The organism is Ensifer sp. Root954, from assembly GCF_001429005.1.
Classification (GTDB): Bacteria; Pseudomonadota; Alphaproteobacteria; order Rhizobiales; family Rhizobiaceae; genus Ensifer; species Ensifer adhaerens.
The window spans coordinates 48,016-74,537 of sequence record NZ_LMJM01000046.1; the positions used below are offsets into that span (position 1 = coordinate 48,016).

24 protein-coding genes are annotated in these 26,522 nt (G+C 62.5%); 14 read left to right on the forward strand and 10 right to left on the reverse strand.

The features are described 5' to 3' along the window. Positions 1-75 precede the first annotated feature (75 nt). The 12 genes from ASE71_RS26865 (at position 76) to ASE71_RS26920 (ending at position 11,720) form a co-directional block, all read left to right on the forward strand. Positions 76-792: a FadR/GntR family transcriptional regulator gene (locus ASE71_RS26865; protein ID WP_034798900.1), complete on the forward strand. Its 717-nt coding sequence runs from the start codon at positions 76-78 to the stop codon at positions 790-792. Beyond that, a complete protein-coding gene (locus ASE71_RS26870) occupies positions 789-1,961 on the forward strand; it encodes a PLP-dependent transferase (protein ID WP_034798903.1) in 1,173 nt (390 codons plus the stop codon). Before ASE71_RS26865 ends, ASE71_RS26870 begins: the two co-directional genes overlap by 4 nt. Before the next feature lie 69 nt (positions 1,962-2,030). Further along, positions 2,031-3,293: an ABC transporter substrate-binding protein gene (locus tag ASE71_RS26875; RefSeq protein ID WP_060520334.1), complete on the forward strand. Its 1,263-nt coding sequence runs from the start codon at positions 2,031-2,033 to the stop codon at positions 3,291-3,293. 146 nt (positions 3,294-3,439) lie between these two features. Beyond that, entirely contained in the window at positions 3,440-4,375 is a 936-nt protein-coding gene (locus ASE71_RS26880; protein ID WP_051659467.1) for a carbohydrate ABC transporter permease, read from the forward strand. Between the two features lie 4 nt (positions 4,376-4,379). After that, a complete protein-coding gene (locus ASE71_RS26885) occupies positions 4,380-5,213 on the forward strand; it encodes a carbohydrate ABC transporter permease (protein WP_060520333.1) in 834 nt (277 codons plus the stop codon). A gap of 11 nt (positions 5,214-5,224) precedes the next feature. Continuing rightward, positions 5,225-6,292 (forward strand): ABC transporter ATP-binding protein, encoded by a 1,068-nt coding sequence (locus ASE71_RS26890; protein ID WP_034798909.1) that lies wholly within the window; start codon positions 5,225-5,227, stop codon positions 6,290-6,292. Positions 6,293-6,496: 204 nt separating this feature from the next. Continuing rightward, positions 6,497-6,883, forward strand: a complete 387-nt coding sequence (locus tag ASE71_RS26895; RefSeq protein WP_034798911.1) for a c-type cytochrome — start codon at positions 6,497-6,499, stop codon at positions 6,881-6,883. Positions 6,884-7,123: 240 nt separating this feature from the next. Then, positions 7,124-7,966 (forward strand): cytochrome c oxidase subunit II, encoded by an 843-nt coding sequence (locus ASE71_RS26900; protein ID WP_034798913.1) that lies wholly within the window; start codon positions 7,124-7,126, stop codon positions 7,964-7,966. A gap of 155 nt (positions 7,967-8,121) precedes the next feature. Then, positions 8,122-9,900: a cytochrome c oxidase subunit I gene (gene ctaD / locus ASE71_RS26905; RefSeq protein ID WP_060520332.1), complete on the forward strand. Its 1,779-nt coding sequence runs from the start codon at positions 8,122-8,124 to the stop codon at positions 9,898-9,900. Next, on the forward strand, positions 9,897-10,601 hold the full coding sequence (locus ASE71_RS26910; protein ID WP_060520331.1) for a cytochrome c oxidase subunit 3: 705 nt from the start codon (positions 9,897-9,899) through the stop codon (positions 10,599-10,601). Before ctaD ends, ASE71_RS26910 begins: the two co-directional genes overlap by 4 nt. Positions 10,602-10,613: 12 nt before the next feature. Continuing rightward, positions 10,614-11,336, forward strand: coding sequence for a heme-copper oxidase subunit III family protein (locus ASE71_RS26915; protein WP_034798919.1), 723 nt, complete (start codon positions 10,614-10,616; stop codon positions 11,334-11,336). 9 nt (positions 11,337-11,345) lie between these two features. Then, the gene (locus ASE71_RS26920) at positions 11,346-11,720 is read left to right on the forward strand and encodes a cytochrome C oxidase subunit IV family protein (RefSeq protein ID WP_034798923.1); all 375 of its coding nucleotides are present in this window, start codon (positions 11,346-11,348) and stop codon (positions 11,718-11,720) included. A gap of 48 nt (positions 11,721-11,768) precedes the next feature. Here the strand turns inward: ASE71_RS26920 and ASE71_RS26925 are convergent, their stop codons facing one another. From ASE71_RS26925 to ASE71_RS26955, 7 genes are all read right to left on the reverse strand, one after another. After that, positions 11,769-12,527, reverse strand: coding sequence for an ATP-binding cassette domain-containing protein (locus tag ASE71_RS26925; protein ID WP_060520330.1), 759 nt, complete (start codon positions 12,525-12,527; stop codon positions 11,769-11,771). Positions 12,528-12,538: 11 nt separating this feature from the next. Further along, entirely contained in the window at positions 12,539-13,738 is a 1,200-nt protein-coding gene (locus ASE71_RS26930; protein WP_060520329.1) for an alanine racemase, read from the reverse strand. 11 nt (positions 13,739-13,749) lie between these two features. Beyond that, positions 13,750-14,727, reverse strand: a complete 978-nt coding sequence (locus ASE71_RS26935; protein WP_034798931.1) for an ABC transporter permease — start codon at positions 14,725-14,727, stop codon at positions 13,750-13,752. A gap of 154 nt (positions 14,728-14,881) precedes the next feature. Further along, positions 14,882-15,946 (reverse strand): substrate-binding domain-containing protein, encoded by a 1,065-nt coding sequence (locus ASE71_RS26940; RefSeq protein WP_060520328.1) that lies wholly within the window; start codon positions 15,944-15,946, stop codon positions 14,882-14,884. 61 nt (positions 15,947-16,007) lie between these two features. Next, positions 16,008-17,069 carry a substrate-binding domain-containing protein gene (locus ASE71_RS26945; RefSeq protein WP_034798936.1) on the reverse strand — a complete coding sequence of 354 codons (1,062 nt, stop codon included), beginning with the start codon at positions 17,067-17,069 and terminating at the stop codon, positions 16,008-16,010. Between the two features lie 26 nt (positions 17,070-17,095). Next, a complete protein-coding gene (locus ASE71_RS26950) occupies positions 17,096-18,355 on the reverse strand; it encodes a M20 family metallopeptidase (RefSeq protein ID WP_060520327.1) in 1,260 nt (419 codons plus the stop codon). Continuing rightward, complete coding sequence (locus tag ASE71_RS26955) at positions 18,355-19,566, reverse strand: ROK family transcriptional regulator (RefSeq protein ID WP_034798940.1); 1,212 nt, start codon at positions 19,564-19,566, stop codon at positions 18,355-18,357. The genes ASE71_RS26950 and ASE71_RS26955 overlap by 1 nt, the downstream gene beginning before the upstream one ends. 357 nt (positions 19,567-19,923) lie before the next feature. On the opposite strand from ASE71_RS26955, the gene ASE71_RS26965 reads away from it, so the two are divergent. Further along, positions 19,924-22,485 (forward strand): GcvT family protein, encoded by a 2,562-nt coding sequence (locus ASE71_RS26965; RefSeq protein ID WP_060520326.1) that lies wholly within the window; start codon positions 19,924-19,926, stop codon positions 22,483-22,485. An 82-nt stretch (positions 22,486-22,567) separates the two neighbouring features. Here ASE71_RS26965 and ASE71_RS26970 read toward each other — a convergent pair whose 3' ends face one another. Further along, positions 22,568-23,497, reverse strand: coding sequence for an aldo/keto reductase (locus ASE71_RS26970; protein WP_060520325.1), 930 nt, complete (start codon positions 23,495-23,497; stop codon positions 22,568-22,570). Between the two features lie 243 nt (positions 23,498-23,740). Then, positions 23,741-24,529, reverse strand: a complete 789-nt coding sequence (locus ASE71_RS26975; RefSeq protein ID WP_060520324.1) for an SDR family NAD(P)-dependent oxidoreductase — start codon at positions 24,527-24,529, stop codon at positions 23,741-23,743. Positions 24,530-24,626: 97 nt separating this feature from the next. On the opposite strand from ASE71_RS26975, the gene ASE71_RS26980 reads away from it, so the two are divergent. Beyond that, a complete protein-coding gene (locus ASE71_RS26980; protein ID WP_060520355.1) occupies positions 24,627-25,226 on the forward strand; it encodes a TetR/AcrR family transcriptional regulator in 600 nt (199 codons plus the stop codon). A gap of 304 nt (positions 25,227-25,530) precedes the next feature. Here ASE71_RS26980 and ASE71_RS26985 read toward each other — a convergent pair whose 3' ends face one another. Beyond that, positions 25,531-26,250, reverse strand: coding sequence for a hypothetical protein (locus ASE71_RS26985; protein ID WP_060520323.1), 720 nt, complete (start codon positions 26,248-26,250; stop codon positions 25,531-25,533). Positions 26,251-26,522: the final 272 nt, after the last annotated feature.

Here is a 26,522-nt window from a genome sequence, read left to right on the forward strand (position 1 = left end):
TTGCTTGACGACCCCAACTGGCTTGATCATATTGGTGAGATGTCAGACCAATTTGGCCTCTGGGGAGGGAGCCGAATGAATGAACCGGCAAGAGCGGCACTGATGCCCCTGCCCCCGGCCGACCGGGCTCAGCAGGTGATTGCCGCGTTGGCTGACTACATCGAACAATCGGGCCTGAAACCCGGCGAACGCCTGCCGGCCGAGCGCGAGCTGATGACGGCGCTGGCCGTCGGCCGCTCCACGATCCGTGAGGTCATTCGCCACTTCCAGGCACTCGGCGTCGTCGAGGCGCGCAAGGGCAGCGGCACCTATCTCTTGCGCACGATCTCCGGCGCGACCGTCCATATGCCGCTCACGCTCGACGCGGCGCACCTGCGCGACGTGCTGTTGATGACGCTCGAAGTGCGCCGCGGCATCGAAGTCGAAGCCAACATGGTCGCCGCCCGCCGGCGCACCGAAGACGACCTGAAGGTCATCGAAATCAGGCTCAACGAAATGGAGCGCGTGCATATCGCCAAGGGCACGTCGGGGCCGGAAGACCTGGCCTTCCACCTGGCGATCTACGACGCCACCCACAATCCGCTCTTTCGCCAGCTGCTCGAACAAATGCGCGAGGCCTTCGAGCGCTTTTGGGACCACCCTTTCGACCGAACGGATTTCGCCCGTCGCTCCTTCCCGTTCCACCGCACCCTCTTCAACGCAATCGCTGCTCAGGACCCTGAGACCGCGCGCGAAGAAACGCTGAAAATCCTCGCGATCGTCGAGGAAGACATCAAGGAAATGTCCAAATGACCAACGGCCTCGATCCGTTCGACCATGCCTCGCTGATCGTCGCGCATGACGAAGGCCACGCCTTCGACGCCGTCGTGCCGCCGATCGTGCAGACCTCGCTCTTCACCTTCAAGGACTATGACGACATGGTCGCCTCCTACCGGGGCGAGCGCGTGCGGCCGATCTATACCCGCGGCCTCAACCCGACTGTGCGCATGTTCGAGGAGATGCTGGCGAAACTCGAAGGCGGCGAGGACGCGATCGGTTTTGCGAGCGGCATGTCGGCGATCTCCTCGACCGTGCTTTCCTTCGTCGAGCCGGGCGACCGGATCGTTGCCGTCAACCATGTCTATCCCGATGCCTTCCGCCTGTTTGGCACGCATCTGAAGCGCATGAAGATCGAAGTGACCTATGTCGACGGCCGCGACGAGGAAGCGGTCGCCAAGGCGCTGCCCGGCGCAAAGCTCTTCTACATGGAAAGCCCGACGAGTTGGGTAATGGACACCCACGACGTCGCTTCCCTTGCCCGCCTGGCGAAGGACCAGGGCATCATCACCGCGATCGACAACAGCTGGGCGAGCCCGATCTTCCAGCAGCCGATCTCGCTCGGTGTCGATCTCGTCATCCATTCGGCCTCGAAATATCTCGGCGGCCACTCGGACGTCGTCGCCGGCGTCGTCACCGGATCGAAGGAACTGATCGGCCGCATCCGTTCCGAAGCCTATCCCTATCTCGGCGGCAAGCTTTCGCCCTTCGACGCCTGGCTGTTGATCCGCGGTCTGCGTACCTTGCCGATCCGGATGAAGTCGCACGAGCGCTCGGCACTTGAAGTCGCGCGCCGCCTGCAGGCCCACCCGCTGGTCGAGACCGTCTGCCATCCCGGCCTCGGCAACACATTGCCGCCTGGCCTTTCCGGCACGTCCGGCCTGTTCTCCTTCATCTTCCGCGAGGGCGTCGACGTCAGGCGCTTCGCGGACCATCTCGAACTCTTCAAGCTCGGCGTGTCCTGGGGCGGGCATGAAAGCCTCATCGTGCCGGGCGAAGTCGTGCTGTCGCAGAAAGCCCAGCCCAATTCCGCGGCCGCCTTCGGCATCTCGCCGCGATCGGTACGGCTCCATGTCGGTCTGGAGGGAACGGAGGCCCTCTGGAGCGATCTCGAAGCGGCGCTCGCCGTCGCTTCGACTGACTGACTGGAGCGGGATGAGGATCCCGGTCCGCCCACTTTGAACCAAAACCAACGAAGAAAAGAGGGAACAGAAATGAAGAAACTGATCACTGCCACGCTTCTCGCCAGCCTCATGGCCGGAAGCGCGCTCGCCGACACCAAACTGAAGCTCGTCGAGGTCATCACCAGTCCCGAGCGCACCGAGACGCTGAAGTCGATCGTCGCCAAGTTCGAGGCCGCCAACCCCGGCACGACGGTCGAAATCATCTCGCTTCCCTGGGGCGAAGCCTTCCAGAAGTTCGCGACCATGGTTTCGGCCGGCGAACTGCCTGACGTCATGGAAATGCCCGACACCTGGCTGTCGCTCTATGCCAACAACGGTATGCTCGAAAGCCTCGAGCCCTACCTTGCCAAGTGGGAGCACACGGCCGGCCTGACGGAACGCGCGCTCGAACTCGGCCGCGACGTCAACGACACCGCCTACATGCTGCCTTACGGCTTCTACCTGCGCGCCATGTTCTACAACAAGAAGCTCTTGTCGGAAGCCGGCGTCAACGAGCCGCCAAAGACCATGGACGATTTCGTCAAGGCGTCGGAAGCCGTCTCGAAGCTTCCGGGCAAGTCCGGCTACTGCCTGCGCGGCGGTCCGGGCGGCCTCAACGGCTGGGTGATGTTCGGCGCCACCATGGCCGGCAGCAACACCTTCTTCAATGAGGACGGCACCTCGACCATGAACAGCGAAGGCTGGGTCAAGGGCCTCACCTGGGTGATCGATCTCTACAAGAAGGGGCTGGCGCCGAAGGACAGCGTCAACTGGGGCTTCAATGAAATCGTCGCCGGTTTCTACAGCGGCACCTGCGCCTTCCTCGACCAGGACCCGGATGCTCTGATCGCGATTGCCGAGCGCATGAAATCGGAAGACTTCGGCGTCACCACCATGCCGAAGGGCCCGAGCGGCAAGGCTTTCACAACCATCGGCTTTGCTGGCTGGTCGATGCTGTCGGCAAGCCAGAACAAGGACCTCTCCTGGAAGCTGATCGAGACGCTCGAAGGGCCGGAAGGCAACATCGAGTGGAACAAGCGCACCGGGGCGCTTCCGGTACACAAGTCGGCCGAGAAGGATCCCTTCTATGCCAGCGCGCAGTTCAAGGGCTGGTTCGACGAACTTGCCGACAAGGACGTCGTCCTGACTGTGATGCCGACCTACCTCGAGGAATTCGCCTTCTTCAAGGACTCGCTTGCCATCAAGACGACCCAGGAAGCCTTGCTCGGCGATATCACGCCGCAGCAACTCGCCGACCAGTGGGCCGACTACCTCACCAAGGCACAGCAGAAGTTCCTCGCCAGCAAGAAGTAAGCTTTTGGCCGGCGGCGGTTCGCCGCCGCCGGCCCTCATAACTCTTTGAGCGGAATGAAGTGTGCGCGGTCTCCGCCCTTCCCGCTCCGACCTAGAATCGAGGCACGCCCGAAAAACCGGCGGCCGCACAGGGGAAATTTCGATCGATGGCCTATGTCGCCCGCCAAAGCGGCCTGCCGGCAAGCAGGACGCCGCTGAAGAAGCGCATCGCCGATGGCGCCGCACCCTATCTCTATAGCGCGCCGGCGCTGATCCTGATCGTCACCGTGATGCTGGTGCCGCTGGTGCTCGGCGTCTCCTACGCCTTCCGCGATATCCAGCTCCTGAACCCGTTCTCCGGCGCCTATATCGGTCTTGATCATTTCCGGGCGCTGTCCGAGGACCAGGCCTTCTATCGGGCGTTGCGCAATACGCTCTGGTGGACCGGTGCCTCGGTCTTCTTCCAGTTCGTTTTCGGTCTGATCCTCGCATTGCTGCTCGACAAGCCCTTCTACGGCCGCGGCCTCGCCCAGGCGCTCGTCTTCCTCCCGTGGGCGGTGCCGAGTTTCCTCGCCGGCCTCAACTGGGCCTGGCTGTTCAATCCGGTCGTCGGCCCCCTGCCGCATTGGCTCTTCGGCCTCGGCATCATGAGCGAACCGAACAACATCCTGTCCGACCCGCAGCTTGCCATGTGGGGACCGATCATCGCCAATGTCTGGTGGGGCATACCCTTCTTCGCCATCACGCTGCTAGCAGCCCTTCAGGCGATCCCCCGCGACCTCTACGAGGCCGCCAGCATCGACGGCGCCGGCCCAGTGCAACGTTTCCTGTCAATCACGCTCCCCTTCCTTGCGCCCACCATCGCCATCACCATCCTCCTGCGCACCGTCTGGATCTCCAACTTTGCCGACCTGATCATCGTCATGACCAATGGCGGACCGGCCGACCGCACCCAGATTGTCGCCAGCTACATCTTCACCCAGGCCTTCAAGCGGCTGGATTTCGGTTACGCCTCGGCGATCGCGCTCGTGCTCCTGGCGCTGCTGCTCGCCTATTCGATGCTGATCGTCATCCTGCGGCAATGGCTCCTGAGCAAGGATTGAACCGATGCGCGCCAAACCTCTTTTCCTCATGATCGCGCACCGGCTGGCAATCCTTGCCTACATCGCGTTTGCGCTCTTCCCGCTCTACTGGCTGCTGAAGGTCGCCGTCACGCCCAACGACCTGCTCTACTCCGAAGGCATTCGAATGTGGCCGTCGCGCGCCAGCCTTGAGCACTTCGATTTCGTGCTCCGCCACAGCGCCTTTCCGGTATTCTTCAAGAACAGCCTGATCGTCTCGGGTTCCACCGCCGTCATCGTCACCATCCTCGCCTCGCTCTCGGGCTACGCCCTGTCGCGCTTCAATTTCCGCGGCAAGTACTGGCTGGTGGCGCTGATGCTCCTGACGCAGATGTTCCCGCTGGTCATGCTGGTGGCGCCGATCTTCAAGATCCTCTCGCCGCTCGGGCTGACCAACAGCCTCACCGGCCTTGTCATCGTCTACACCGCCTTCAACGTACCGTTTGCCACTTTCCTGATGCAGTCGTTCTTCGACGGCATCCCGAAGGATCTGGAGGAGGCCGCGATGATCGACGGCGCCACTCAATTCGTCGCCTTCCGCCAGATCATCCTGCCGCTGACGCTGCCCGGCATTGCCGCGACGCTCGGCTTCGTCTTCACCGCAGCGTGGAGCGAGCTACTGTTCTCGCTGATGCTGATCTCCGGCAACGATCAGGCGACGTTCCCCGTCGGGCTTCTGTCCTTCGTGTCGAAGTTCTCCGTCGACTTCGGGCAGATGATGGCCGCCGGCGTGCTCGCGCTCATCCCCGCCTGCCTCTTCTTCCTGCTCATTCAACGTTATCTCGTCCAGGGCCTCACGGCCGGCGCGGTCAAAGGCTGAGGGTTGTTCTCATGGCTTCCATCGATATCGCCAATATCCAGAAATCCTACGGCATCCACCCGGTCCTGCACGATGTCGACCTGAAGATCGGCGACGGCGAATTCGTCGTGCTCGTCGGCCCGTCCGGCTGCGGCAAGTCCACGCTTCTGCGCATGATCGCCGGGCTCGAAAGCGTGACCTCGGGTGAAATCCGCATCGCCGGAAAACGCGTCAACGAACTGGCCCCGAAGGACCGCGACATCGCCATGGTGTTTCAGTCCTACGCGCTCTATCCGCACATGTCGGTCGCCAAGAACATGAGCTACAGCCTGAGGCTGAGGAAGGTCGCCAAGGAAAAGATCGCAAGCGTCGTCTCGGGCGCTGCCGCCAAGCTCGGTCTCGACCCGCTGCTCGAACGCCGCCCCCGTGCACTTTCGGGCGGACAGCGCCAGCGCGTCGCCATGGGCCGGGCCATCGTGCGCGAACCCAAGGCGTTTCTCTTCGATGAGCCGCTCTCCAACCTCGACGCGCGCCTCCGCGAACAGATGCGCGCCGAGATCAAGAAGCTGCACAAGGACTTGGGCGCCACCTCGATCTACGTCACCCACGACCAGATCGAGGCGATGACGCTCGCCGATCGCATCGTCGCCATGAACGGCGGCTTCGTCCAGCAGGTCGGAAGCCCTCTTGATCTCTATGACCGCCCGGCCAACCTCTTCGTGGCCGGCTTCATCGGGTCGCCCGGCATGAACTTCTTCGAGGGAACCTATCGCAACGGCACCGCCCCGCGCTTCGAGACCGAAGGCGGCATCATCGTTCCGGCCCAGCCGCATCCTGCCTTGACGGACGGCGCCAGGGCGACGCTCGGCATCCGGCCGGAGCATGTCGAGATCGGCGTCGAAGGCCCGGATGCGCTGAAAGCCAATGTCGACCTGGTCGAACCGACGGGCTTTGGCATCATCCTGCACCTCTCCTTCGGCCGTGCCGGCTTCAAGGCGTTTACCAACGACCGCCGGTTCCTCAACGTTTCCGGCTCGCTGCCCGTACGCCTGCCGGTCGAGCGGCTGCACTTCTTCAACGCCGACGGCAATCGCGTCTGAGCGCCGGCAGCGACATGGCGAAAATTTAGGCGCATCCGGCAAACCGGCCGGCTGCGCCGGTTGACTTCCACAAAGCGAGGCGTACCGTCGTCGTGTCGCAAGTATCAACCGCCGTGGCGCCAACTTAAGAGAAGCAAGCACCGCCAAAACGACAGATTGACGATAGCCTTCCTTGCCTGCGCCCGGCGATATTGAGGAAGTGTCATGCGAATTCTTGTTGTTGCCCTTGCCTTTTCGACAACGATGCTCTGCCCGTTCGCTGCCCTGTCGCAAGAGGGCGATGCGGCCGCCGGAGCCACCGTCTTCAAGAAATGCGCCGTCTGTCATGTGGCCGACAGCGACACCAACAAGGTTGGGCCATCGCTCAACCATCTGTTCGGACGAACGGCAGGCACTCATGCCGACTTCAGCTACTCACCGGCGATGATCGATGCCGGCAAGGGTGGACTCGTCTGGGATGAGGCGCATCTGCGCGACTATCTGCACAATCCAAGGACCAAGGTGAAAGGCACGAAAATGGCCTTTGCCGGTTTGAAAGATGATACGGATATCTCCAACCTCATCGCCTATCTCAAGCAGTATTCGCAGTAACCTGCGGAGACTAGACGCAACCGCTGCTCGCACGGAGGCGGCGAATTGCGACTGTTCGACGTTCGTGTAATAATTGCAGCTACAGCACCGCGTGTCTGACCAGACGCGCAAAGGTCGCTGTAGAACTTTGAATTCCTGCATGTTTTGCCGTTTGATCGGCGACGATTAACGGAAACATGCAGAAGGCTCTACGGATTGCGTATTCATGCCCACAGCCGCCAGCGGCGAGGAGGGACAGAAATGGCCGTGGTAGTTGTTCTGGTTTTGGTGGCCGTCGGTTCGGTGTTGTTCCATCTGTTGAGCCCATGGTGGTGGACGCCGATCGCGTCCAACTGGAATTACATAGACAATACGCTCATCATCACCTTCTGGATTACCGGCGTCGTCTTCGTCGCCGTCGTGCTTTTCATGGCCTATTGCGTCCTGCGTTTTCGGCATCGCCCGGGAAACCGGGCGGCCTATGAACCGGAAAACAGGAAGCTCGAAGGGTGGCTTGCCGGCGGCACCACGCTCGGCGTCGCCGCCATGCTCACCCCCGGCCTTTTCGTCTGGCACCAGTTCGTGACCGTGCCGGATGGTGCGGCGGAGGTAGAAGTCGTCGGCCAGCAATGGTTGTGGAGCTTCCGGCTGCCCGGCGCCGACGGCAAGCTCGGTACGTCGGAGACCCGCGACATCACGCCTGAAAATTCGCTCGGCCTCAACCGCAACGATGCGGCCGCCCTCGACGACGTCGTCATCGAAGGCGGCGAACTGCATCTGGAGGTCGGCAAGCCGGTCAAGATCCTGCTGCGATCGGTCGACGTGCTGCATGATTTCTACGTGCCGGAGTTCCGCGCCAAGATGGACATGGTGCCGGGCATGGTCACCTATTTCTGGCTGACGCCGACGCGCACCGGCACGTTCGAGGTGCTGTGCGCCGAACTCTGCGGCACCGGTCACCCACAGATGCGCGGCACCGTCGTCGTCGACAGTGCCGCCGATTATCAAGCCTGGCTCTCGCAACAGACGACATTCTCGCAATTGCAGGCAAAGGCAGGAACGAAAGAAACGGCGCAGGCAGTGAATGCCGCCCCGGCGCAATAACAGGCGCCCCGACGGCCAAAGCGGGATGAGGAAAAGTGCTCGCGATATCCGCCCGCATCCCGCTCGTGAGGAGACGCAATTCCATTGTTGGACGTGCGGAATTGCAGGTTCAAGGCGTTGGATCGAGATGATCCGGTGTTGGGAGGTTCTCGCAGATGGTCGATATCCGGTCAGGCACGGGCGAACAGATTGGCCCCGCGGAAGTGGAGGACGTGGAGCTCTATCATCCCCATAGCTGGTGGACGCGTTATGTCTTCAGCCAGGATGCGAAGATCATCGCCGTGCAATATGCCTCGACCGCGATCGCCATCGGCATGGTCGCCCTCGTGCTCTCCTGGCTGATGCGGCTGCAGCTCGGCTTTCCCGGCGCCTTCGCCTTCATCGATGCGGAACGCTACTACCAGTTCATCACCATGCACGGCATGATCATGGTGATCTATCTGTTGACTGCGCTCTTCCTCGGCGGCTTCGGTAACTACCTGATCCCGCTGATGCTCGGCGCGCGCGACATGGTCTTCCCCTATGCCAACATGCTGAGCTACTGGCTGTATCTGCTGGCCGTCCTCGTGCTCGTCGCGAGCTTCTTTGCACCGGGCGGGCCGACCGGCGCCGGCTGGACGCTCTATCCGCCACAGGCAGTGCTTTCCGGCACGCCCGGCGGCAAGGACTGGGGCATCATCTTGATGCTCTCCTCCCTCATCCTCTTCGTCATCGGCTTTACCATGGGTGGCCTCAACTATGTCGTCACCGTGTTGCAGGGGCGCACGCGCGGCATGACCTTGATGCGCATGCCGCTCACCGTCTGGGGCATCTTCACGGCGACGGTGATGGCGCTTCTCGCCTTCCCCGCCCTCTTCGTCGCCTGCGTCATGATGCTGTTCGACCGGGTGCTCGGCACCAGCTTCTTCATGCCAGCGATCGTCGAGATGGGCGAGCAGCTGCAGCATGGCGGCGGCAGCCCGATCATGTTCCAGCACCTCTTCTGGTTCTTCGGCCATCCGGAGGTCTACATCGTCGCCCTGCCCGCCTTCGGCATCGTCTCCGATCTCATCAGCACCCACGCCCGCAAGAACATCTTCGGCTACCGCATGATGGTCTGGGCGATCGTCATCATCGGCGCGCTCTCCTTCATCGTCTGGGCGCACCACATGTATGTCAGCGGCATGAACCCCTATTTCGGCTTCTTCTTCGCCACCACCACCCTGATCATTGCCGTGCCGACGGCAATCAAGGTCTACAACTGGGTGCTGACGCTCTGGCGCGGCGACATCCACCTGACGCTGCCGATGCTGTTCGCGCTCGCCTTCATCGTCACCTTCGTCAATGGCGGGCTGACCGGTCTGTTCCTCGGCAATGTCGTCGTCGATGTGCCGCTCTCCGACACGATGTTCGTCGTGGCCCATTTCCACATGGTCATGGGCGTTGCGCCGATCATGGTGATTTTCGGGGCAATCTATCACTGGTATCCGAAGATCACCGGCCGCATGCTCAACCAGGTGATGGGGCAGATCCACTTCTGGGTCACCTTCGTCGGCGCCTATCTGATCTTCTTCCCGATGCACTATCTCGGGCTGATCGGCATGCCGCGCCGCTACTATGAGATGGGCGAGACCGCCTTCGTGCCGGCATCCGCCCATACGCTCAACGAGTTCATCACCATCATGGCGCTGATCGTCGGCGCCGCCCAGATCGTCTTCCTCTTCAATCTCATCTGGAGCATCCGCCACGGCCGCGAGGCCGGCGGCAACCCCTGGCGGGCAACGACGCTCGAATGGCAGACGCCGGAAACGCCACCGCGGCATGGCAATTGGGGCAAGGACCTGCCGGTCGTCTACCGCTGGCCCTATGACTACAGCGTGCCGGGTGCAGCGGAAGATTTCATTCCGCAGACTGAGCCGGGTTCCGTAGGCCACGCGCCGGAGGGGGCCTCATGAACGTCACCCTCGTCTTCCTGGCGGTGATCTTCGCGATCGCCGCCTGGTGGCTCAGCCGGCAGCGGCTGTTCTCGAAACCCTGGCTGGAGGTCGGCCACGCCCACGACCCCCGCCCGCGCGGTAGCCCTTCGATCCCGCCTGCAAAAATCGGCCTTGGCGTCTTCCTTGCTGTCGTCGCCGCGCTCTTCTCTCTCTTTATCAGCGCCTACTTCATGCGCATGGCCTCCACCGACTGGTGGTCGACGCCGATGCCGAAGATCCTCTGGCTGAACACCGCCATCCTTGCGCTTGGCAGCCTGCTTCTGCATGCGGCCCGCGTCACTGCCGAACAGCATCGTGACGAGGCGAGCCGCACGGCGATGATCGCAGCCCTTGCCGCCGGTCTCGCCTTCCTCGCCGGCCAGGTCTTTGCCTGGCGGGAGTTGACCGACGCTGGCTTCCTGCTCGCCGACAATCCGGCCAACAGCTTCTTCTACATGATCTCGGGCATGCATGGCCTGCACATCCTCGGCGGCCTGTTCGCGCTTACCCGGGTCATCGTCAAGACGCGCACCGGCCCGATGGGCGAAAGGGCCGTGCTGTCGATCACGCTCTGCGCCACCTACTGGCATTTCATGCTGGCCGTATGGCTGGTGCTTTACGCGCTCTTTTCCGGCTGGGCCAACGACTTCGTCGAGCTCTGCCGGTCCCTCTTGACTTGAAGGAGGCAAGGCATGTCCGCCGAGACACATTCGCCTGTCCGAGAACCGCTCCATCGCCCCGCGGGACTTGCCGGCTTTGCCGCCGACTGGGCCTCCGACCAGCGGACGTTCAAGAACGTCTCCTGGGGCAAGGCGATGATGTGGATCTTCCTCTTGAGCGACACCTTCGTCTTCGGCTGTTTCCTCATCGCCTACATGTCGGCGCGCATGTCGACCGCCGTTCCCTGGCCCAATCCGAGCGAGGTCTTCGCCCTGCACATCGGCGGCTCGGACGTGCCGCTGATCCTGATCGCCATCATGACCTTCGTGCTGATCACCTCGAGCGGCACCATGGCCATGGCCGTCAATTTCGGTTACCGGCGCGATCGCAAGAAGACCGCTCTGCTGATGCTGCTGACCGCCCTTTTCGGCGCCACCTTTGTCGGCATGCAAGCGTTCGAATGGACGAAGCTGATCACCGAGGGCGTGCGTCCCTGGGGCAACCCTTGGGGTGCTGCCCAATTCGGCTCGACCTTCTTCATGATCACCGGCTTCCACGGCACCCACGTCACGATCGGCGTCATCTTCCTGCTGATCATCGCGCGAAAAGTCTGGCGCGGCGATTTCGACACTGAACGGCGTGGCTTTTTCACGAGCCGAAGAGGACAATACGAGATCGTCGAGATCACCGGCCTCTACTGGCACTTCGTCGACCTCGTCTGGGTCTTCATTTTCGCATTCTTCTATCTGTGGTGAGGCATGGCCATGACGGAAACGACTGTTCACACCCACGCGGCACCGGCAGCAAAAGTAGAAGGCCACGCACAAACGCACCAGCAACACCCGATCGGTCTTTATCTGGTCGTCTGGCTGCTGCTCTTCGTGCTCAGCACCTTCTCCTACCTCGTCGACTATGTCGGGCTGCAGGGTTATCTCCGGTGGTCGCTGATCCTGATCTTCATGGTACTGAAGGCAGGGCTGATCGTCGCGATCTTCATGCACATGGCCTGGGAACGGCTGGCGCTGATCTACGCGATCCTGCTGCCGCCGCTGCTGGTGCTGGTCTTCGTGGCGCTGATGGTCTCGGAATCGCACTACGTGCTCTTCACCCGCCTCACCTTCTTCGGCGCCGCACCATGATTGCCAACCGGCGCCGCCCCAATGGCGGCACCGCTGGACACATCCGCCTCAGTGTTGCTGAAGCCCGGTGATCATCGCGATGATCTCGTTTTTGTCGGTCTTGGCCGTCTCACGGATGCCGATCTGCTTGCCGCGGCGCAGAACGCAGATGCGGTCTGCGAGCTTGAACACCTGATCGAGGCTATGGCTGATGATCAGTACGCCGATGTTGCGGCTTTTCAGCGATTCGACGATCCCCTCGACCTTGGCGGTTTCGGCAACGCCGAGTGCTGCCGTCGGCTCATCGAGCAGGATCAGCTTGCTCGCCCAATGGGTGGCGCGGGCAATCGCGACGCCCTGGCGCTGGCCGCCCGAGAGGTCGCGGATCGTCGCATGGGCCGAGGGGATGCGGACATCCAGTTCCCTCACTAGCGTTTCCGTCTCGGAAATCATCCGGCGACGGTCGAGCAGGCCGAAACGGTTTACCGGCTCGCGGCCGAGAAACATGTTCATATAGACCGTCTGCTGGTCGGCAAGTGCCAGGTCTTGATAGACGACCTCGATGCCATGGGCGCGCGCCATCGTGGCGTTCGACATCGCCACCGTCTGGTTTTCGATGGTGATCGTTCCCGAGGTCGGCGTGTAAACGCCGGAGATGATCTTGATCAGCGTCGACTTGCCGGCGCCGTTGTCGCCGACGAGCGCCACGATCTCGCCCGGACGGACGTCCAGCGAGAAGTTCTCGATCGCGGTGACGCCGCCAAAGGTCTTGCGGATGTCCTTCAGCTTGAGGACCGGCTCGCGTGCAGAATTCGTGTTCACGTTCATGACGTCACCCCTCAAACCGGCCAGGCCGCGGTTTCGCCGAAACCGTTTTCGATCGTTTCCACCTTCGGCGCGCCCGTGGAGATACCCGACACGCCGACGACATAGGCCCGCGTGACGAAGGCCTGCCCGCGGAAGCCGAACACCGCCGTATCGCCAGGCTTCGGCGCCGCCGCGCCGCTGGCGTCGATCATCGCGTAATAGTCGATCGCCGAGGGGGGCGGTACTTCGACGCTTCGAAGCGCCGACGCCGAAGTCGTCGGGTCGGCAGAGACGATCGCCTTGACGTCGTAATCCGGAAAGATCGGGTCGATGTAGAAGCCGCCGCCGAAGCAATAGGCCTTGCCGCCCGAGAGATGGGAAACTTCGGTGAGGTAGAGTACCGCCGGCAGTTCCGGCAGATCTTCCATCACGTGCAGTGCGGTGGTGCCGTGCAGACCGTTGCCCGGCTCGCACTGCGTCGCGCCCGCTTCGGCAAGGGCCGGGAGCATGACGCTGGAGGTCGTACCCGGCGCATTCACCTCGATCCCGTTGCGGCCGGCCTTGGCCAGCGCCTCGGCAGCTTTCGAGAGCGTCGCGAGATTGTGTGTCGGCTTCACCTTGCGGCTTTCATGGTCGAAGAGCAGCGCCGGAAAGGTGGTGATGCCGGCAAAGCGGCCACCGTCGAGCGCATCGAGACGGTCCGCCACCGCGGCAACGTCGCTGGCATCGAACCCGCCTTCATGGCCGCGGTAGAAGGTATCACCTTCCGCCCGGATACGGGCGAGCAGATCCTGCCGATAGCCGGCTGCATGTGCGCCAGCCGCCGCTTCTGCAGCCTTTTCGCCGTTGAAGACCGTCCAATAGTCCGGCCGGAAGGTTTTCGCTGCGGCAGCCGCCTCGTGGCGCGCGACCTGCTGCAGGTGGCCGAGATGGCCGACCTTCAGGCCCGCCTTGTGGGTGGCGCGGGCACAGGCCATGTCGACGGCAACCGAACGGTCAATGCCACCACGCTTGACCGCTTCGCAGAAGGAACTGGAGCGGCCCACCTGCTTGGTCATCGCAAAGGTCTTCAGGCCGAGGCGATGGGCCTCGTTGCTCATAATCGCCGCATTGGCCTCGACCGTGTCGAGATCGAGCACATAGGCGTTGGCCGGGAGCTTGCCCTGCTGGTGCAGGCTCATGGCCGCTTCGATGAATGCCGGGTTGCGGCGGCGCAGAACGTCGAGAAACATGAAATCCTCCTTCAGCGGGACTTTTCGCGCAGCGACACGGCGACCGCAGCGAGGATGATGAGACCGCGAACGATCATCTGGTCGGATACGGAAAGGCCCATCAGGATCAGGCCATTGTTGAGCATGCCCATCATCAGCGAGCCGACGAGCGCGCCGATGATCGTGCCCTTGCCGCCGTTGAGCAACGTGCCGCCGACGATGACGGCGGCGATCACCGTCATCAGGTCGGTCTCGCCAAGCGTATACTTCGCCGCCTGCAGGCGACCGGCGTAAAGCAGGCCCGCAAGGCCGGCGAGACCGCCGCTGATCATCAGAACGGCCAGCCGAATGCGCGGCACGCTGATGCCGGAGACGCTCGCTGCCCGGCTGTTGTCGCCGGTCGCCAGCACATGGGCGCCGAAGCGGGTTTCGCGGTAGATGACATGGCCGCAGACGACGGCAACGAGGGTCCACCAGATCAGCGAAGGCACGCCGAGGAACGAGCCGGAGCCGAAAAAGCCGGTAAAGGTGCTGTCGGTCACCGGGATCGAGCGCAGGTTCGTCATCGAGCGGGAGACGCCGGCAAAAAGCCCGAGCGTCGCCAGCGTCACCAGGAAGGACGGCAGTTTGACATAGGCGACCAGTGCGCCGTTCAGGAGCCCGATCAGCACGCCGGCGCCGATACCGGCGACGACGCCAGCCACCAGGCCGTATTCGTTGATCGTCACCGCCGCCGCCAGTGCCGAGACGGCAACTGTCGAGCCGATCGACAGATCGATCTCACCGGCCGACATGACGAAGACGAGGCCGATCGCCATGATCGTCACCGGTGCTGTCTGCAGCATGATGTTCGACAGGTTGCGAACCGTCAGAAACCCGCTGTCGCGAAGCACGATGGCGAAGAACAGAAAGATCGCCAGGAAGCCGAGATAGACGACGTATTGCTGCAGGTTGAGGCGACTGACGAGGCTCGCCGGCTGGCCGCTCGCGCTGGAATGGGCACTGGACATTATTCTTCCTCCGAAGGCAGGGGGAAAGCTCCCCCCGCACTACGGCGCCGCGGGTCTGGTCAGACGCGCAAAGGTCGCCGCAGCACTATGAAAAGCTGCATGTGTTGTCCCAAATCGACGACGATTTGGGACGCATGCAGCGGGCATCATTTCATCACTTCATCGCATCCGCGATCGTCGCGGGCACATCCTTGTTCAGAGACTTCTTCCAGCCGTCGGCGACCGACGCCTTGGTCACGGCAAGCGAGTCGACCACCAGGAAAGGCTCGGCCTTCTTGCCGACCAGCGACCCTGCCGCGGCGCGCGCTGCGGTGACACCGATATTGTACGCTTCGTCGGCGACCAGAGCTGCGATGTTGCCGCCCTCGACCATGTCGAGTGCTGCCGGTTCGTTGAGGTCGAGCGTCACGATCTTGGTGTGGCTGTTGCCGGCGCCGCGCAGCGTCGAAAGCACGCTCAGTGCCGGCTCCGCCCAGGTCACATAGATCCCGTCGAGATCCGGGTTCTGGGTGATCATCCCTTGCGCGATTTCCTCGCTGCGGGCCGGATCGGCCATGCCGGCCTCGGCAACGATCTTCATGTCGGGATAGTCCTGCTCGATCGTCGACTTGAAGGCGCCATCGCGCTGGTTGGTCACGTAGAAGTCGGCGTCATGATAGATATAACCGAGCTTGCCCTTGCCGCCGAGCGCATCCGCCATGGCAACGGCCGCCTTGTTGCCCATCTGGAAAAGGTCGTCCGAGACGATCGTCACATAGTCCTTGCCGTGTTCGTAACCGGCCGGCGAATTGTCGACGAAGGCGAGCTTCAAACCGGCGGTGCGTGCCGGATCGTAAACCACGGCGGCGCTTGCCGGGTCGACCGGCAGCGACAGGATGATCGAGGGCTTCTTGGCAAGCACCGTCTCGACATCCGCCTTCTGGCGGGCTGCATCAAAGCCGGCATCGGTCTGTGCGACCACCTCGACGCCGAGGCGCTTGAACTCGTCCTGGGCGCCGCTGTTGACCGCGTTGGTGTATTCGCTCATCTCGTGCCAGACGAGCGCTGCGGTAAACTTGCCGTCCTTGATCTGCTGTTCCTGCTCCGCCGTCAGCGTCAGGCTGCCCGCCGGCGTCGGCGTCTCGCCATGCGGACCCGTGGTCTTGCCGTCAGCGGCAAAGCCGGATGTCGCGGCAAAGACCGTTGCCAGCAACGCGAAATGTCTCACTGCCCTGTGCATATCTGCCTCCCTTTTAGGAATGACGCCGCCGGAAGCGTCCTCTCTCCCGGCGGCCACCTGATTACTTGGCCGCGTCGAGCACCGACTGCGGCGCATCGCGGTTGAGCGACTGCTTCCAGCCGTCCGCGACGTTTTCCTTGGTGACGGTCAAAGCCGGGGCAACGACGAAGGCCGGCGTCTGCTGGCCGAGAAGCGACTTCAGGCCGGTCGCAGCCATGGCGCGTCCAAGCTCATAGGCCTTGTCGGCAACAAGCGCGGTGACGTTGCCGCCCTTGACCATGTCGAGCGCGACCGGTTCGGCAAGATCGAGCGTGACGATCTTGGTCTTCGTATTGCCGCTCGAGCGCAGGGCAGAGAGCACGCCGTCGGCAGGCTCGGCCCAGGTCACGTAGATACCGTCGAGATCAGGGTTCTGCAGCAGCATGGCGCTTGCCAGCTCCTCGGCACGTGCCGGGTCTGAGATGCCCTGCTCGGCAACGATCTTGATATCCGGATAGTCCTTCTCGATCGTCGACTTGAAGGCCTGGTCGCGCTGGTTCGTCACATAGTAACTGGCATCGTGGAAGATGTAGCCAACCTTGCCCTTGCCGCCGATCGCCTTGGCCAGCGCATCCGCCGCCTGCTTGCCCATCTGGAAGAGATCGTCGGTAACGATCGAGGCATAGTCCGTGCCCTGCTTATAGCCGCTCGGCAGGTTGGAGAGGAACACGAGCTTGCTGCCATCGGTCACTGCCTGGCGGAATGCTTCGGCCGAGGTCACCGGATCGAGCGGCAGCGCCAGGATGACGTTCGGCTTGGCGGCAAGCGCGGTTTCGATATCGCTGCGCTGGCGGGCAGCGTCGAAGCCGGCATCCGTCGTCACCGCGATCTCGACGCCGGCGCGGGCAAACTCATCCTTGGCACCGGCCGAAACGGCGTTGGTGAAGTCGGACGAGGTATGCCACAGCAGCGCCGCCTTGTAGCCCTTGCCCTTGAGCGCGCCGATATCGGCATCGGTCAGGGCGACATCGGCGCTCGGCGTCGCGCTCTCGCCGGACGGACCGACCGTCTGGGCAGAGGCGGCGTTTGCGGCAAGCACGAAACCGCTGACGAGTGCGGCAGCCATCAATTTCTTCAGAAGCATTGTTGTTCTCCCTCTTGTTTGGCAGTTCAGTCCATGACGCCGCAGTAGCGCGCCATGAAGGCGGCAAATCCGACGATCCCGGCGAGGTATTCCTCCACCTCGACCCGTTCCTCGTAGGTATGGCAATTGCGGATGTCGCCGGGCGCGCAATAGACGGCAGGCACACCCAAGCGGTTGACGAAGAATGGCGATTCCGACCAGAAGGGCGCGCCTTCGATGACGCCGCGCCCAGCCATGGCTTCGGCCATGGCGGCTGATAGCGCACCGACTTCGCCCGCCGTTTCGTCGATTTCAGCCGCCGTGCCGCCAAGCGCATGGTCGCGGCCGGCCGGATAGGAAAACTCGACCGTGATTTCCGGATCGGTGATCGCCGAGCGCACCGCAACCTCGATCTCGGCCGCCGCCGTGTCCAGCGATTCCCCTGGCAACAGTTTGCGGATCAGCGACAGTGTGCAACGCTCGGGCACGGCGATGTAGCCGCCGCCGGCAAGGCCGGTGATCAGCAGGAAACTGCGACCGATCAGCTTGTGCTCGGCCCGCGCGGCGATCTCGTCGGAGTGTTTCCAGAGAGCCGACATCGCCGCGTGGCTGGCGCGCAATGCATCCTTGCCGAGTTCGGGTACGCCGAAATAGGCGGACTTGCCTGTAATCGTGATGTCGGCGATGAAAAATCCGATCTGCGCCGGATAGACGGACAGCCGTGTCGGCTCGACATAGACGACGAAGTCCGGACGGACGATGTCACCGGTCTCGATGCGTTCGACCAGATCCTTGATACCGGCGGAGACACCGGTCCCCGGCTGACCGCTTTCCTCGTCGCCGACGAAGGCAAAGGCCACGTCCCCGGCCAACGCAACGCCGGACTTGTCGAGCAGCGACAGCGCCGCCAGCGAAGCGCAGATGCCTGCCTTCAGATCGCCCGAGCCGCGCCCCCAGACCGCGCCGTCGATGATCGGTGCAGCGAAGGGATCCTCGCGCTCGGTACCGGCCCAATGCTCGCGCCAGCCGTCGACATGCACCGTATCCGTATGGCCAATGAACAGCAGGCGTGGCCCCTTGCCGCGACCCTTGCGCTCCGCCCAGACGTTCGGCCGACCCGGCAGGAACTCCGCCGTTTTCAAGCCTTCCAGGCCAAGGCGCTGCATCGTTTCGGCCAGAAAGGCGACGAAATTCGCCTCGTTGCCGGTAATGCTCTCACGCCCGATGGCGCCACGAAAAAGATCAATCGCCGTCTCGCGATCAAGCACCGCTCGCAAGCGCTCGACCAAGCCGTCATTCATCGTCATCACATCGCCTCCCGAAGCGCGTTGACGTTTGCCCGCGGCAGCGAAATCCGGCCATCGGGCGCATCGACCCCGAACAGGGTGTTGTGCAACTGACCGAGCCCGATCGCCGCCGCCCCGATGATCGCGGCGCGCGCGCCGAGTTCACCGGTCTCCACATTGACCGGATAGGGGAAGCACTGCGGCAAGAACGCTTTTACCCGCTCAAGCATTTCCGGCCGGAGCCCAATGGATCCGCCCAGGATGACCTTCTGCGGGTTGGCGATCGCGGCAATCGCGGCAACGCCGGCTGCCAGATACCGCGCAGTGTCATCCAGCACCGTCAGCGCTGCCGCATCGCCCGCTTCTGCCTTGGCAAAGATGGTGGGCACGGCAACGGTCTTGCCCGAAAGCGCCGCGTAACGTTCCGCCATGCCATGCGAGGCAACCGCGCGCTCGAAGGCGCCGGTGCGCAGCGATTCCGCCTCGAACGGGTCGGCGCCGAGCGGCAGGAAACCCATTTCGCCGGCCGCATTGCTGACGCCGCGCACCAGATGGCCGCCGACCATCAGGCCGCTGCCGACGCCGGTGCCCAGCGCCACATAGGCGAGGTTGTCGATCCCCTGCCCCTGGCCCAGCCAGTTTTCGCCAAGGACGGCAAGATTGACGTCGTTTTCGAGCATGGCTCCAAAACCGAGCACCTCTTCGAAGGCGCCGACGACATCCATCGTGTCGAAACCGGCAATGTTCGGCGCAAGCAACACACGGCCGGTCTCGCTGCAGGGCGCGCCGGGAACGCCTACCACCGCAAGCCGGATCTTCTCGCGAGCGATCTTCTGTCGGTCTGCCGCATCAAAGGCCATGGCAGCGATCTGCTCTACGACGAAGCGGCCGCCCCGCGGATCGGTCGGCGCCGTGTCTTCGGCAAAGATCTGGCAGGCGAGATCGGTGATCGCCACGCGCACCTTCGTGCCACCGAGGTCGACGGCGATGATGAAGGCGGCATCGCACACCAGTTCGTAGGTGACGGCAGTGCGCCCGACATGGCCGCTGGTGCGCCCCGTCTCCTGCACCCAACCCTCTTCTTCGAGGCCGCGGACGATCTCCGAAATGGTCTGCTTGGAAAGGCCGGTCTGCTTCGAGATCGACGCACGCGAAATCGGACCGCCCTGGACGATCGCCTCCATGACGGAGCGCTGGGAGAACTTCCGGGAGATGCGCAAGCTGTCGTTCACGGGGACCTCTTTTAATTCGTTCTGTTACCGAACTTATTAACATCATGCATCGCTGTCAATCTTACCCGATGGGATTATCTTTCGTGGCCAACGCCGCGATCACTGGAAAGCAGGCAGATCGCAATGACGCATTCGGATGCGTCGCCATTTGCGATATGCTAGATGAAATCAGATTGGCGCTGAGAGGCGCTTTTTCTCACGAAATCAGTGGCATGACCGTCTCGACAGCTCTCGTTCGGCGAACCGCAAAATGCTCGGCTCTGGTCGTGCAGTTTGATGAGAATGTCGTAGACAGGCTCTGGTCGGGGCGGATCAGGCCCTAAAATCCGGCATCCAATCCAACTAGGGTCGCAATCAATGGCAGAGTTTCCGCAAAAGGCGAAAGTCGTAATCATCGGGCTGGGTGGCATCGTCGGTGCTTCGATCGCGCACCACCTGATCGAGCGCGGCTGGGACGATATCGTCGGCATCGACAAGTCGGGCGTACCGACCGATATCGGCTCGACCGCACACGCCTCGGACTTCTGCTACACCACCAGCCACGACTATCTCTCGGTCTGGACGACGCAGTATTCGATCGATTTCTTCGAGAAAATGGGCCACTACGCCCGCATCGGCGGCCTGGAAGTGGCGCGCACCGGCGACGATGTCTGGATGGAAGAGATCAAGCGCAAGCTGTCCTCCGCCAAGGCCTTCGGCACCCGCGCCCACTATGTCTCGCCGGCTGAAATCAAGAAGATGTTCCCGCTGATCGAAGAAGATCAGGTCATGGGCGGCATGTTCGACCCGGATGCCGGCCTCGTCATCCCGCGCTCGCAAACGGTTGCCGGCAAGCTCGTCGATGCGGCGGAAAAGTCGGGCAAGCTGCAGGTCTTCGGCAACACGCCGGCAAAGTCGCTGATCGTCGAAAACGGCCGCATCAAGGGCGTCGTCACCCATCGCGGCACGATCATGGCCGACCACGTCATCGTCTGCGCCGGCATCTGGGGTCGCCTGATCGCTGAAATGGTCGGCGAAGACCTGCCGGTCATGCCGGTCGACCATCCGCTCACCTTCTTCGGCCCGTACAACGAATTCGAAGGCACCGGCAAGGAGATCGGCTTCCCGCTTTTGCGTGACCAGGGCAACTCGGCCTACATGCGCGACACCGGCGACCCGAAGACAACCGAGGGCGGCCAGATCGAGTGGGGCTATTACGAGACCACGAATCCGCGCCTCTGCCATCCGCGCAACATTCTTGAAAAGCACGAGGCGCGCCTGTCGCCTTCGCAGCGCGACCTGGAGATGGAACAGATCATCGAGCCGCTCGAGCGCGCCATGGAACTGACGCCGATCCTCGGCGAACTCGGCTACAACGAGAGCCATTCCTTCAACGGCCTGCTGCAGGTCTCGGCCGCCGGCGGCCCCTCCTGCGGCGAGAGCCAAAAGGTGCGCGGCTTGTGGTACTGCGTCGCCATCTGGGTGAAGGACGGCCCCGGTTATGGCAAGCTGATCGCCGACTGGATGACAGACGGCCGCACCGAGATCGACCACGCCTCGATCGACTATTCCCGCTTCTATCCGCACCAGCTGGAAGAAAAGTTCATCGAGGGCCGCTGCTTCGAGGCGGCGCAGAAGATCTATTACCCCGCCGTGCACACCCGCGAACCCTATGCCACCGGCCGCAACGTCAAGCGCTCGCCCTTCTACGAGCGCGAAAAGGAACTCGGCGGCTATTTCATGGAACTCGGCGGCTGGGAGCGCGCCCACGGCTACGCTGCCAACGAGCACCTTCTGGAGAAGTATGGCGACCGCGTGCCGGTACGTGAAAACGAGTGGGACAGCCGCCATTTCTGGCGCGTCTCCAACGCCGAGCATCTGGCGATGAGCGAGGACTGCGGCATCGTCAACCTCTCTCACTTCCATATGGTCGACATCGAAGGTCCTGACCATGTCGAGCTGCTAGAATGGCTGTGCGCCGCCAAGGTCGGCGGCGACGGCAACATCGGCAAGGGCATCTACACCCACTTCCTCGACGACGAGGGCATGGTACGGGCCGACTTCACCGTCTTCCGCATGGCCGACCGCTGCCGCCTGGTGAACGGCGCCGACGCCGGCCCGCGCGACTTCCAGTACATGCGCCGCGTCGCCGAAGATCGCGGCCTTGACGTCACCATCACCGACGTCTCGGAGAAGTTCATCACCATCGGCATCTGGGGCCCCAATGCCCGTGAGACGCTGAAGAAGGTGGTTGCCGATCCCTTGGGCCTCGACATCGAGAACTTCGCCTTCGCCGCGATCAAGCCGATCGAGATCGCCGGCAAAAAGGTCACCGCCTTCCGCATCTCCTATGTCGGCGAGCAGGGCTGGGAACTGCACATGAAGTACGAGGACGGTCTCGCCGTCTGGGACGCGCTGCGCTCGACCGGCGTCATGGCCTTCGGCGTCGAAACCTATGCGAACTCGCGCCGCATGGAAAAGAGCCTGCGCCTGCAGAACGCCGACCTGCTTACCCAGTACAACCTGATCGAAGCCGACCTTGCCCGCCCAAAGGTCAAGGACGTGGACTTCCGCGGCAAGGCCAAGCATCTCGAATACAAGGCGCGCGAACATCAGCCGGCCATGCTCTGCACGCTCGTCATGACGGAGAATACCGACAAGAACGGCGTGAAGCGCTATCCGGTCGGAACCCTGCCGGTGATGGATCCGGAAACCGGCAAGGTGTTGGTCGATGAACTGGGCCGCCGTTCCTACACCACCTCGATCGCCTTTGGCCCGACGATCGGCAAGAACATCGCGCTTGCCTATCTGCCCTGGTCCCATTGCCAGGTCGGCCGCAAGCTCAACGTCGAATACTTTGCCGAGACCTATCCGGTCGAGGTTGTCGGCGTCGGCTACAAGCCGCTCTACGATCCGGAAAACCTGAAGCCGCGCAGCTAAGCCATCGGCATCCGCCCCCAAAACATAAAAGGCCCGCTCGGATCCGAGCGGGCCTTTTCAATGGTCTGCAGACCTAACGAGGTCAGGGCAGCACGTGTCCTGCCGCCGTGAAGAGACGATACCAGTCCTCGCGCGACAGCGTGATGTCGGCGCCGGGCGCGATATCGGCCAAACGCTCGGGACTTGTCGTTCCAAGCACCACCTGAATGTTGGCCGGATGGCGGGCGATCCAGGCATAGGCGATCGCGGAAGCCGATACCCCGTACCTGCCCGCGAGTTCGTCCAGCAACCGGTTGAGTTCCGGAAAGTTCTTCTCGTCGCCGACGAAGACGCCGCCGAAGAAACCCTGCTGGAACGGTGACCAGGCCTGCAACGTCATGCGGTTGATGCGCGAATAGACGACCACTTCCCCGTCGCGATCGATCGATTGCTCGAGACCTGCCATATTGGCGGCGATTCCGAAGGCGACCGAAGGCGCATGCGCAATGCTGAGCTGGATCTGGTTGGCGACGAGCGGTTGGCGGACGGCGGTCTTCAGAAGATCGATCTGCCGCGGGGTGTGGTTCGAGACGCCGAAATACCGGACCTTGCCAGCCGCCTGCAATTTCTCGAAGGCGTCCGCGACCTCCTCCGGTTCCACCAGCGCATCCGGGCGATGCAGCAAGAGAAGATCGAGATAGTCGGTCTTCAGCGCCGCAAGCGATCTATCGACCGACTGCAGAATATGGTCTTTGGAGAAATCGAAATAGCCGCGACGGATCCCGCACTTGCTCTGGATGACGATCCGCTCTCGTTCGGCCGGCTTCAGCCGCAACGCATCGCCGAAACGGCGCTCGCAGGCATGCAGCTCGCCGCCATAGATATCGGCATGGTCGAAGACGTTGATGCCGACGTCCCGTGCCTTGCCATAGAGTCGGGTTATGGCGTCATCGCTGAGATCGGCAATCCGCATCAGGCCGAGTACGGCAGAGGAAACGGAAAGGTCGGTTGGTCCCAGATTGAATCTTTTCATCGGCTCGCACCATCAACATCGTTTCGAGGGAGGATTTTCGCACAGGGACGTAGTGGTCGGCCTTGCGAAATTTTTGATCCTCAATTTCTAAGCAGCCTGAGGGCGCTTGGCAAACGCCTTTGAGGCAAACCGTGGAAACGATGTGGCTTGCTGTGCCCAAGCGGAAAGACCCGAGCATCGACCGTCTCAGCAGGTGCAGGCGTTCGGAGCGGACGCCAAACGCCCGCTCCGTGCGTGGACCGGTCAGGCAGCGGACCGATAGCGCTCGGCCGGCAACGACTGTGCAAAATTAGGCAGCATTGCCTGTCGTGCCGTATCGAGGGTGTTCCACTGGCCGGCATCCGGAAGCGGCGGGATGGTTACCAACTCGCGTCGATCGTAGCCGATCAGCGCCGCATCGACGAGATCGCCGACCTCCATCACACCGGGGAGCGTCTCGACATCGACGCCGGCATGATCCCAGATCTCGGTGCGCGTCGCTGCGGGCAGCACTGCCTGAACGTAGACGCCCTTGGTGGCGAGTTCGACATTCAAGCCTTGAGAAAGGAACAGCACGAAGGCCTTGGTCGCGCCGTAGACGGTTGCGCCCATCTCCGGTGCAAGCCCGACGACCGACGCGATGTTGATGATCGCCCCCTCGCCTCTCTCCGCAAACCCCGGAGCTGCCGCATGCGCGAGCCTGGTGACTGCCGTTACGTTGAGCGCGATCAGCTTCGAGATGTCCTCGCTCTGCTGCTGAAGAAAGCCTCGGGGGATAGACGTCCCGGCATTGTTAACCAGCACGCCGATGCTCCGGTCTTCGCGCAGCCGCTGCTCGACCTTGGCGAGGTCCTGTGCGTCGGTCAGGTCCGCCGGGACCACATCCACCGCCACGCCGGTTTCGTTCTTGAGGCGCTCAGCGAGCGCGTCGAGCCGCGCCGCATTGCGCGCGACCAGAACGAGATCATGACCGCGACGGGCAAATCGCTCCGCATAGACGGCGCCAATGCCGGTCGAGGCACCCGTTACAAGGACTACTGGCTTCCTGCTCATCGATTGGGCTCCTTCAGTTTATTCATGATAACCATCATGTATTTGGATATATGATGACTATCATGTATATTGTCAATCGAAATTTCAGGAGACGATGATGCGCGTGAGCCGGAAGCAGGTCGAAGAGAACAAGAAGACAATTCTGGAGGCGGCGGGACAGCTGTTCCGGGAGCGCGGCTTCGAATCCGTCACCGTTACTGATGTCATGAAGGCGGCAGGCCTCACCCATGGCGGCTTCTACGGCTACTTCAAGTCGAAGGAGGATCTGATCGCGCAGACATTGGCCGGTCTGCAGGGAGAAACCGAGCCGCTAACGGTGGATCTTGCATCCGTCGCCCGACGTTATCTTTCGCCGGAGCATCGGGACGATTTCGGCCACGGCTGCCCGCTTGCAGCCCTTGCGTCGGAGGTGAGCCGCCAGCCCGGTTCCGCACGGTCGGAGATGACGGACGTCCTCAAGCGCCAGTTCGCCCGGTTCGGCAAGATCGCGCCGGGCACGGATGATCATGAGAAGCGTCGCGCGGCAATCGGCAGTTCTGCGGCCATGATCGGCGCGCTTATCCTGGCGCGGATGACCGACGATCCCGACCTGTCGACGGAAATCCTCGATGAGACGCGGGTGTGGCTTTCCGACCGCGATCACGGAAAGCTGGGAAGCCAAGGTCCTTCCGACGGCAAGAGCGACGCCGGAAGCTGAACCATGTCGCTGAAAAATGCGCAGCGGTTTGCGATCACGGCGCGCGGCAATTCAAGATATTGGAGCGCAAGCGGCAGAGCGGAACGGCGCTACGTGCTTGGCATATCCTCAACGCATCGAATTCGTTCGCAGATCACTGCGCCGGAACGATACCAAGGCGAGACACGGGAATCGTTGATGCGGGGCGTGAAGCGCCCAAAGGCAAACCGTTAAAGCGCGTCTCGGGTCGAGCTCGGAGCAACCTGTCCAACGATCCGCCCATCGCGTCTTATCCCGTCACGGGCGGCGATCCCTTATCGCACCGTCACCGGGCCTCCGGCCAGCCGAATTTCTTTGTCCAATAGCCGTTCCAGTCACTCACCGACTGCTGCGTTCGCCGGTAAATCCGCTCGGCTTCCTCCTCCGCCTTCAGAGCCGCCGCGAGCGCCGCATCGTCCTTCGCATTGGCGCGCGCCTTTTGTGCGATGTCGAGACCGATACGCGCTTCGTTCTGGGCATCCGCTAAGAACTGACCGGAGCTATGGCCTTCGGCATCGGCAACATAATGCAACTGGTCGCCGGCGGTTTTCAGCTTATAACCGAGCACGATCTCGGTTTCGGCAAAACGGCTGCGATTGCCGCGCACCGTCGCAGTCAGCGCATTGGCGATGGCCTCTTCGTGCCTGAGACCGGGATTGTTGAGCAGTTCAGCTTCGACCCGGCCGGCGAAAATCTCACCCTGCTCGTTGAGGATGTCCTTCAGCACCGCCTTCACATTGGGGTCGCTGGATTTGAAACGGTCGGAGTTCAGCAATTCCAGCGCCGTGCCGACAAAAGCGTCGGCTCTTGCCTTCAGCTCCAGCATGCTGTTGTTGATTGCACCCTGCGCCTGCGTCGCTGCTCTGCCAGGCTCCGCTGAAACGCCGTTCGCAGCCTTGAGGATGCTGTTCGCGCTGTCGGCAGAACCGGCTTTCTCCTCGGCCTCGGCCGTTGTTCGCCTGAGGATTTCCAAGGCAACGTTGCTCGTCGGCGATATGGTGGTCACGCGTGGGTCTCCGCGGCAAAGGCGGCGCTCCTGCACCTGCCTGCCGAATGAGTGCGCACAGCCTCATGCCATCGCGAGAATCAAGAATGAAAGCAACTATAGATTGCATGTCTTAATAAACGGGTAATGCCGGTCATAGAAGCAGACGACGCCGCCACCTCCCCCGTCCCTCTCCACCCGATGAGGATTGAAGGACGCTCGCTCACTGCGTTACGGCGTCATGCCCTCGGACTTGGCTGGCGTGATCGGCTCTTTGGCCCTTGCCTGAACTG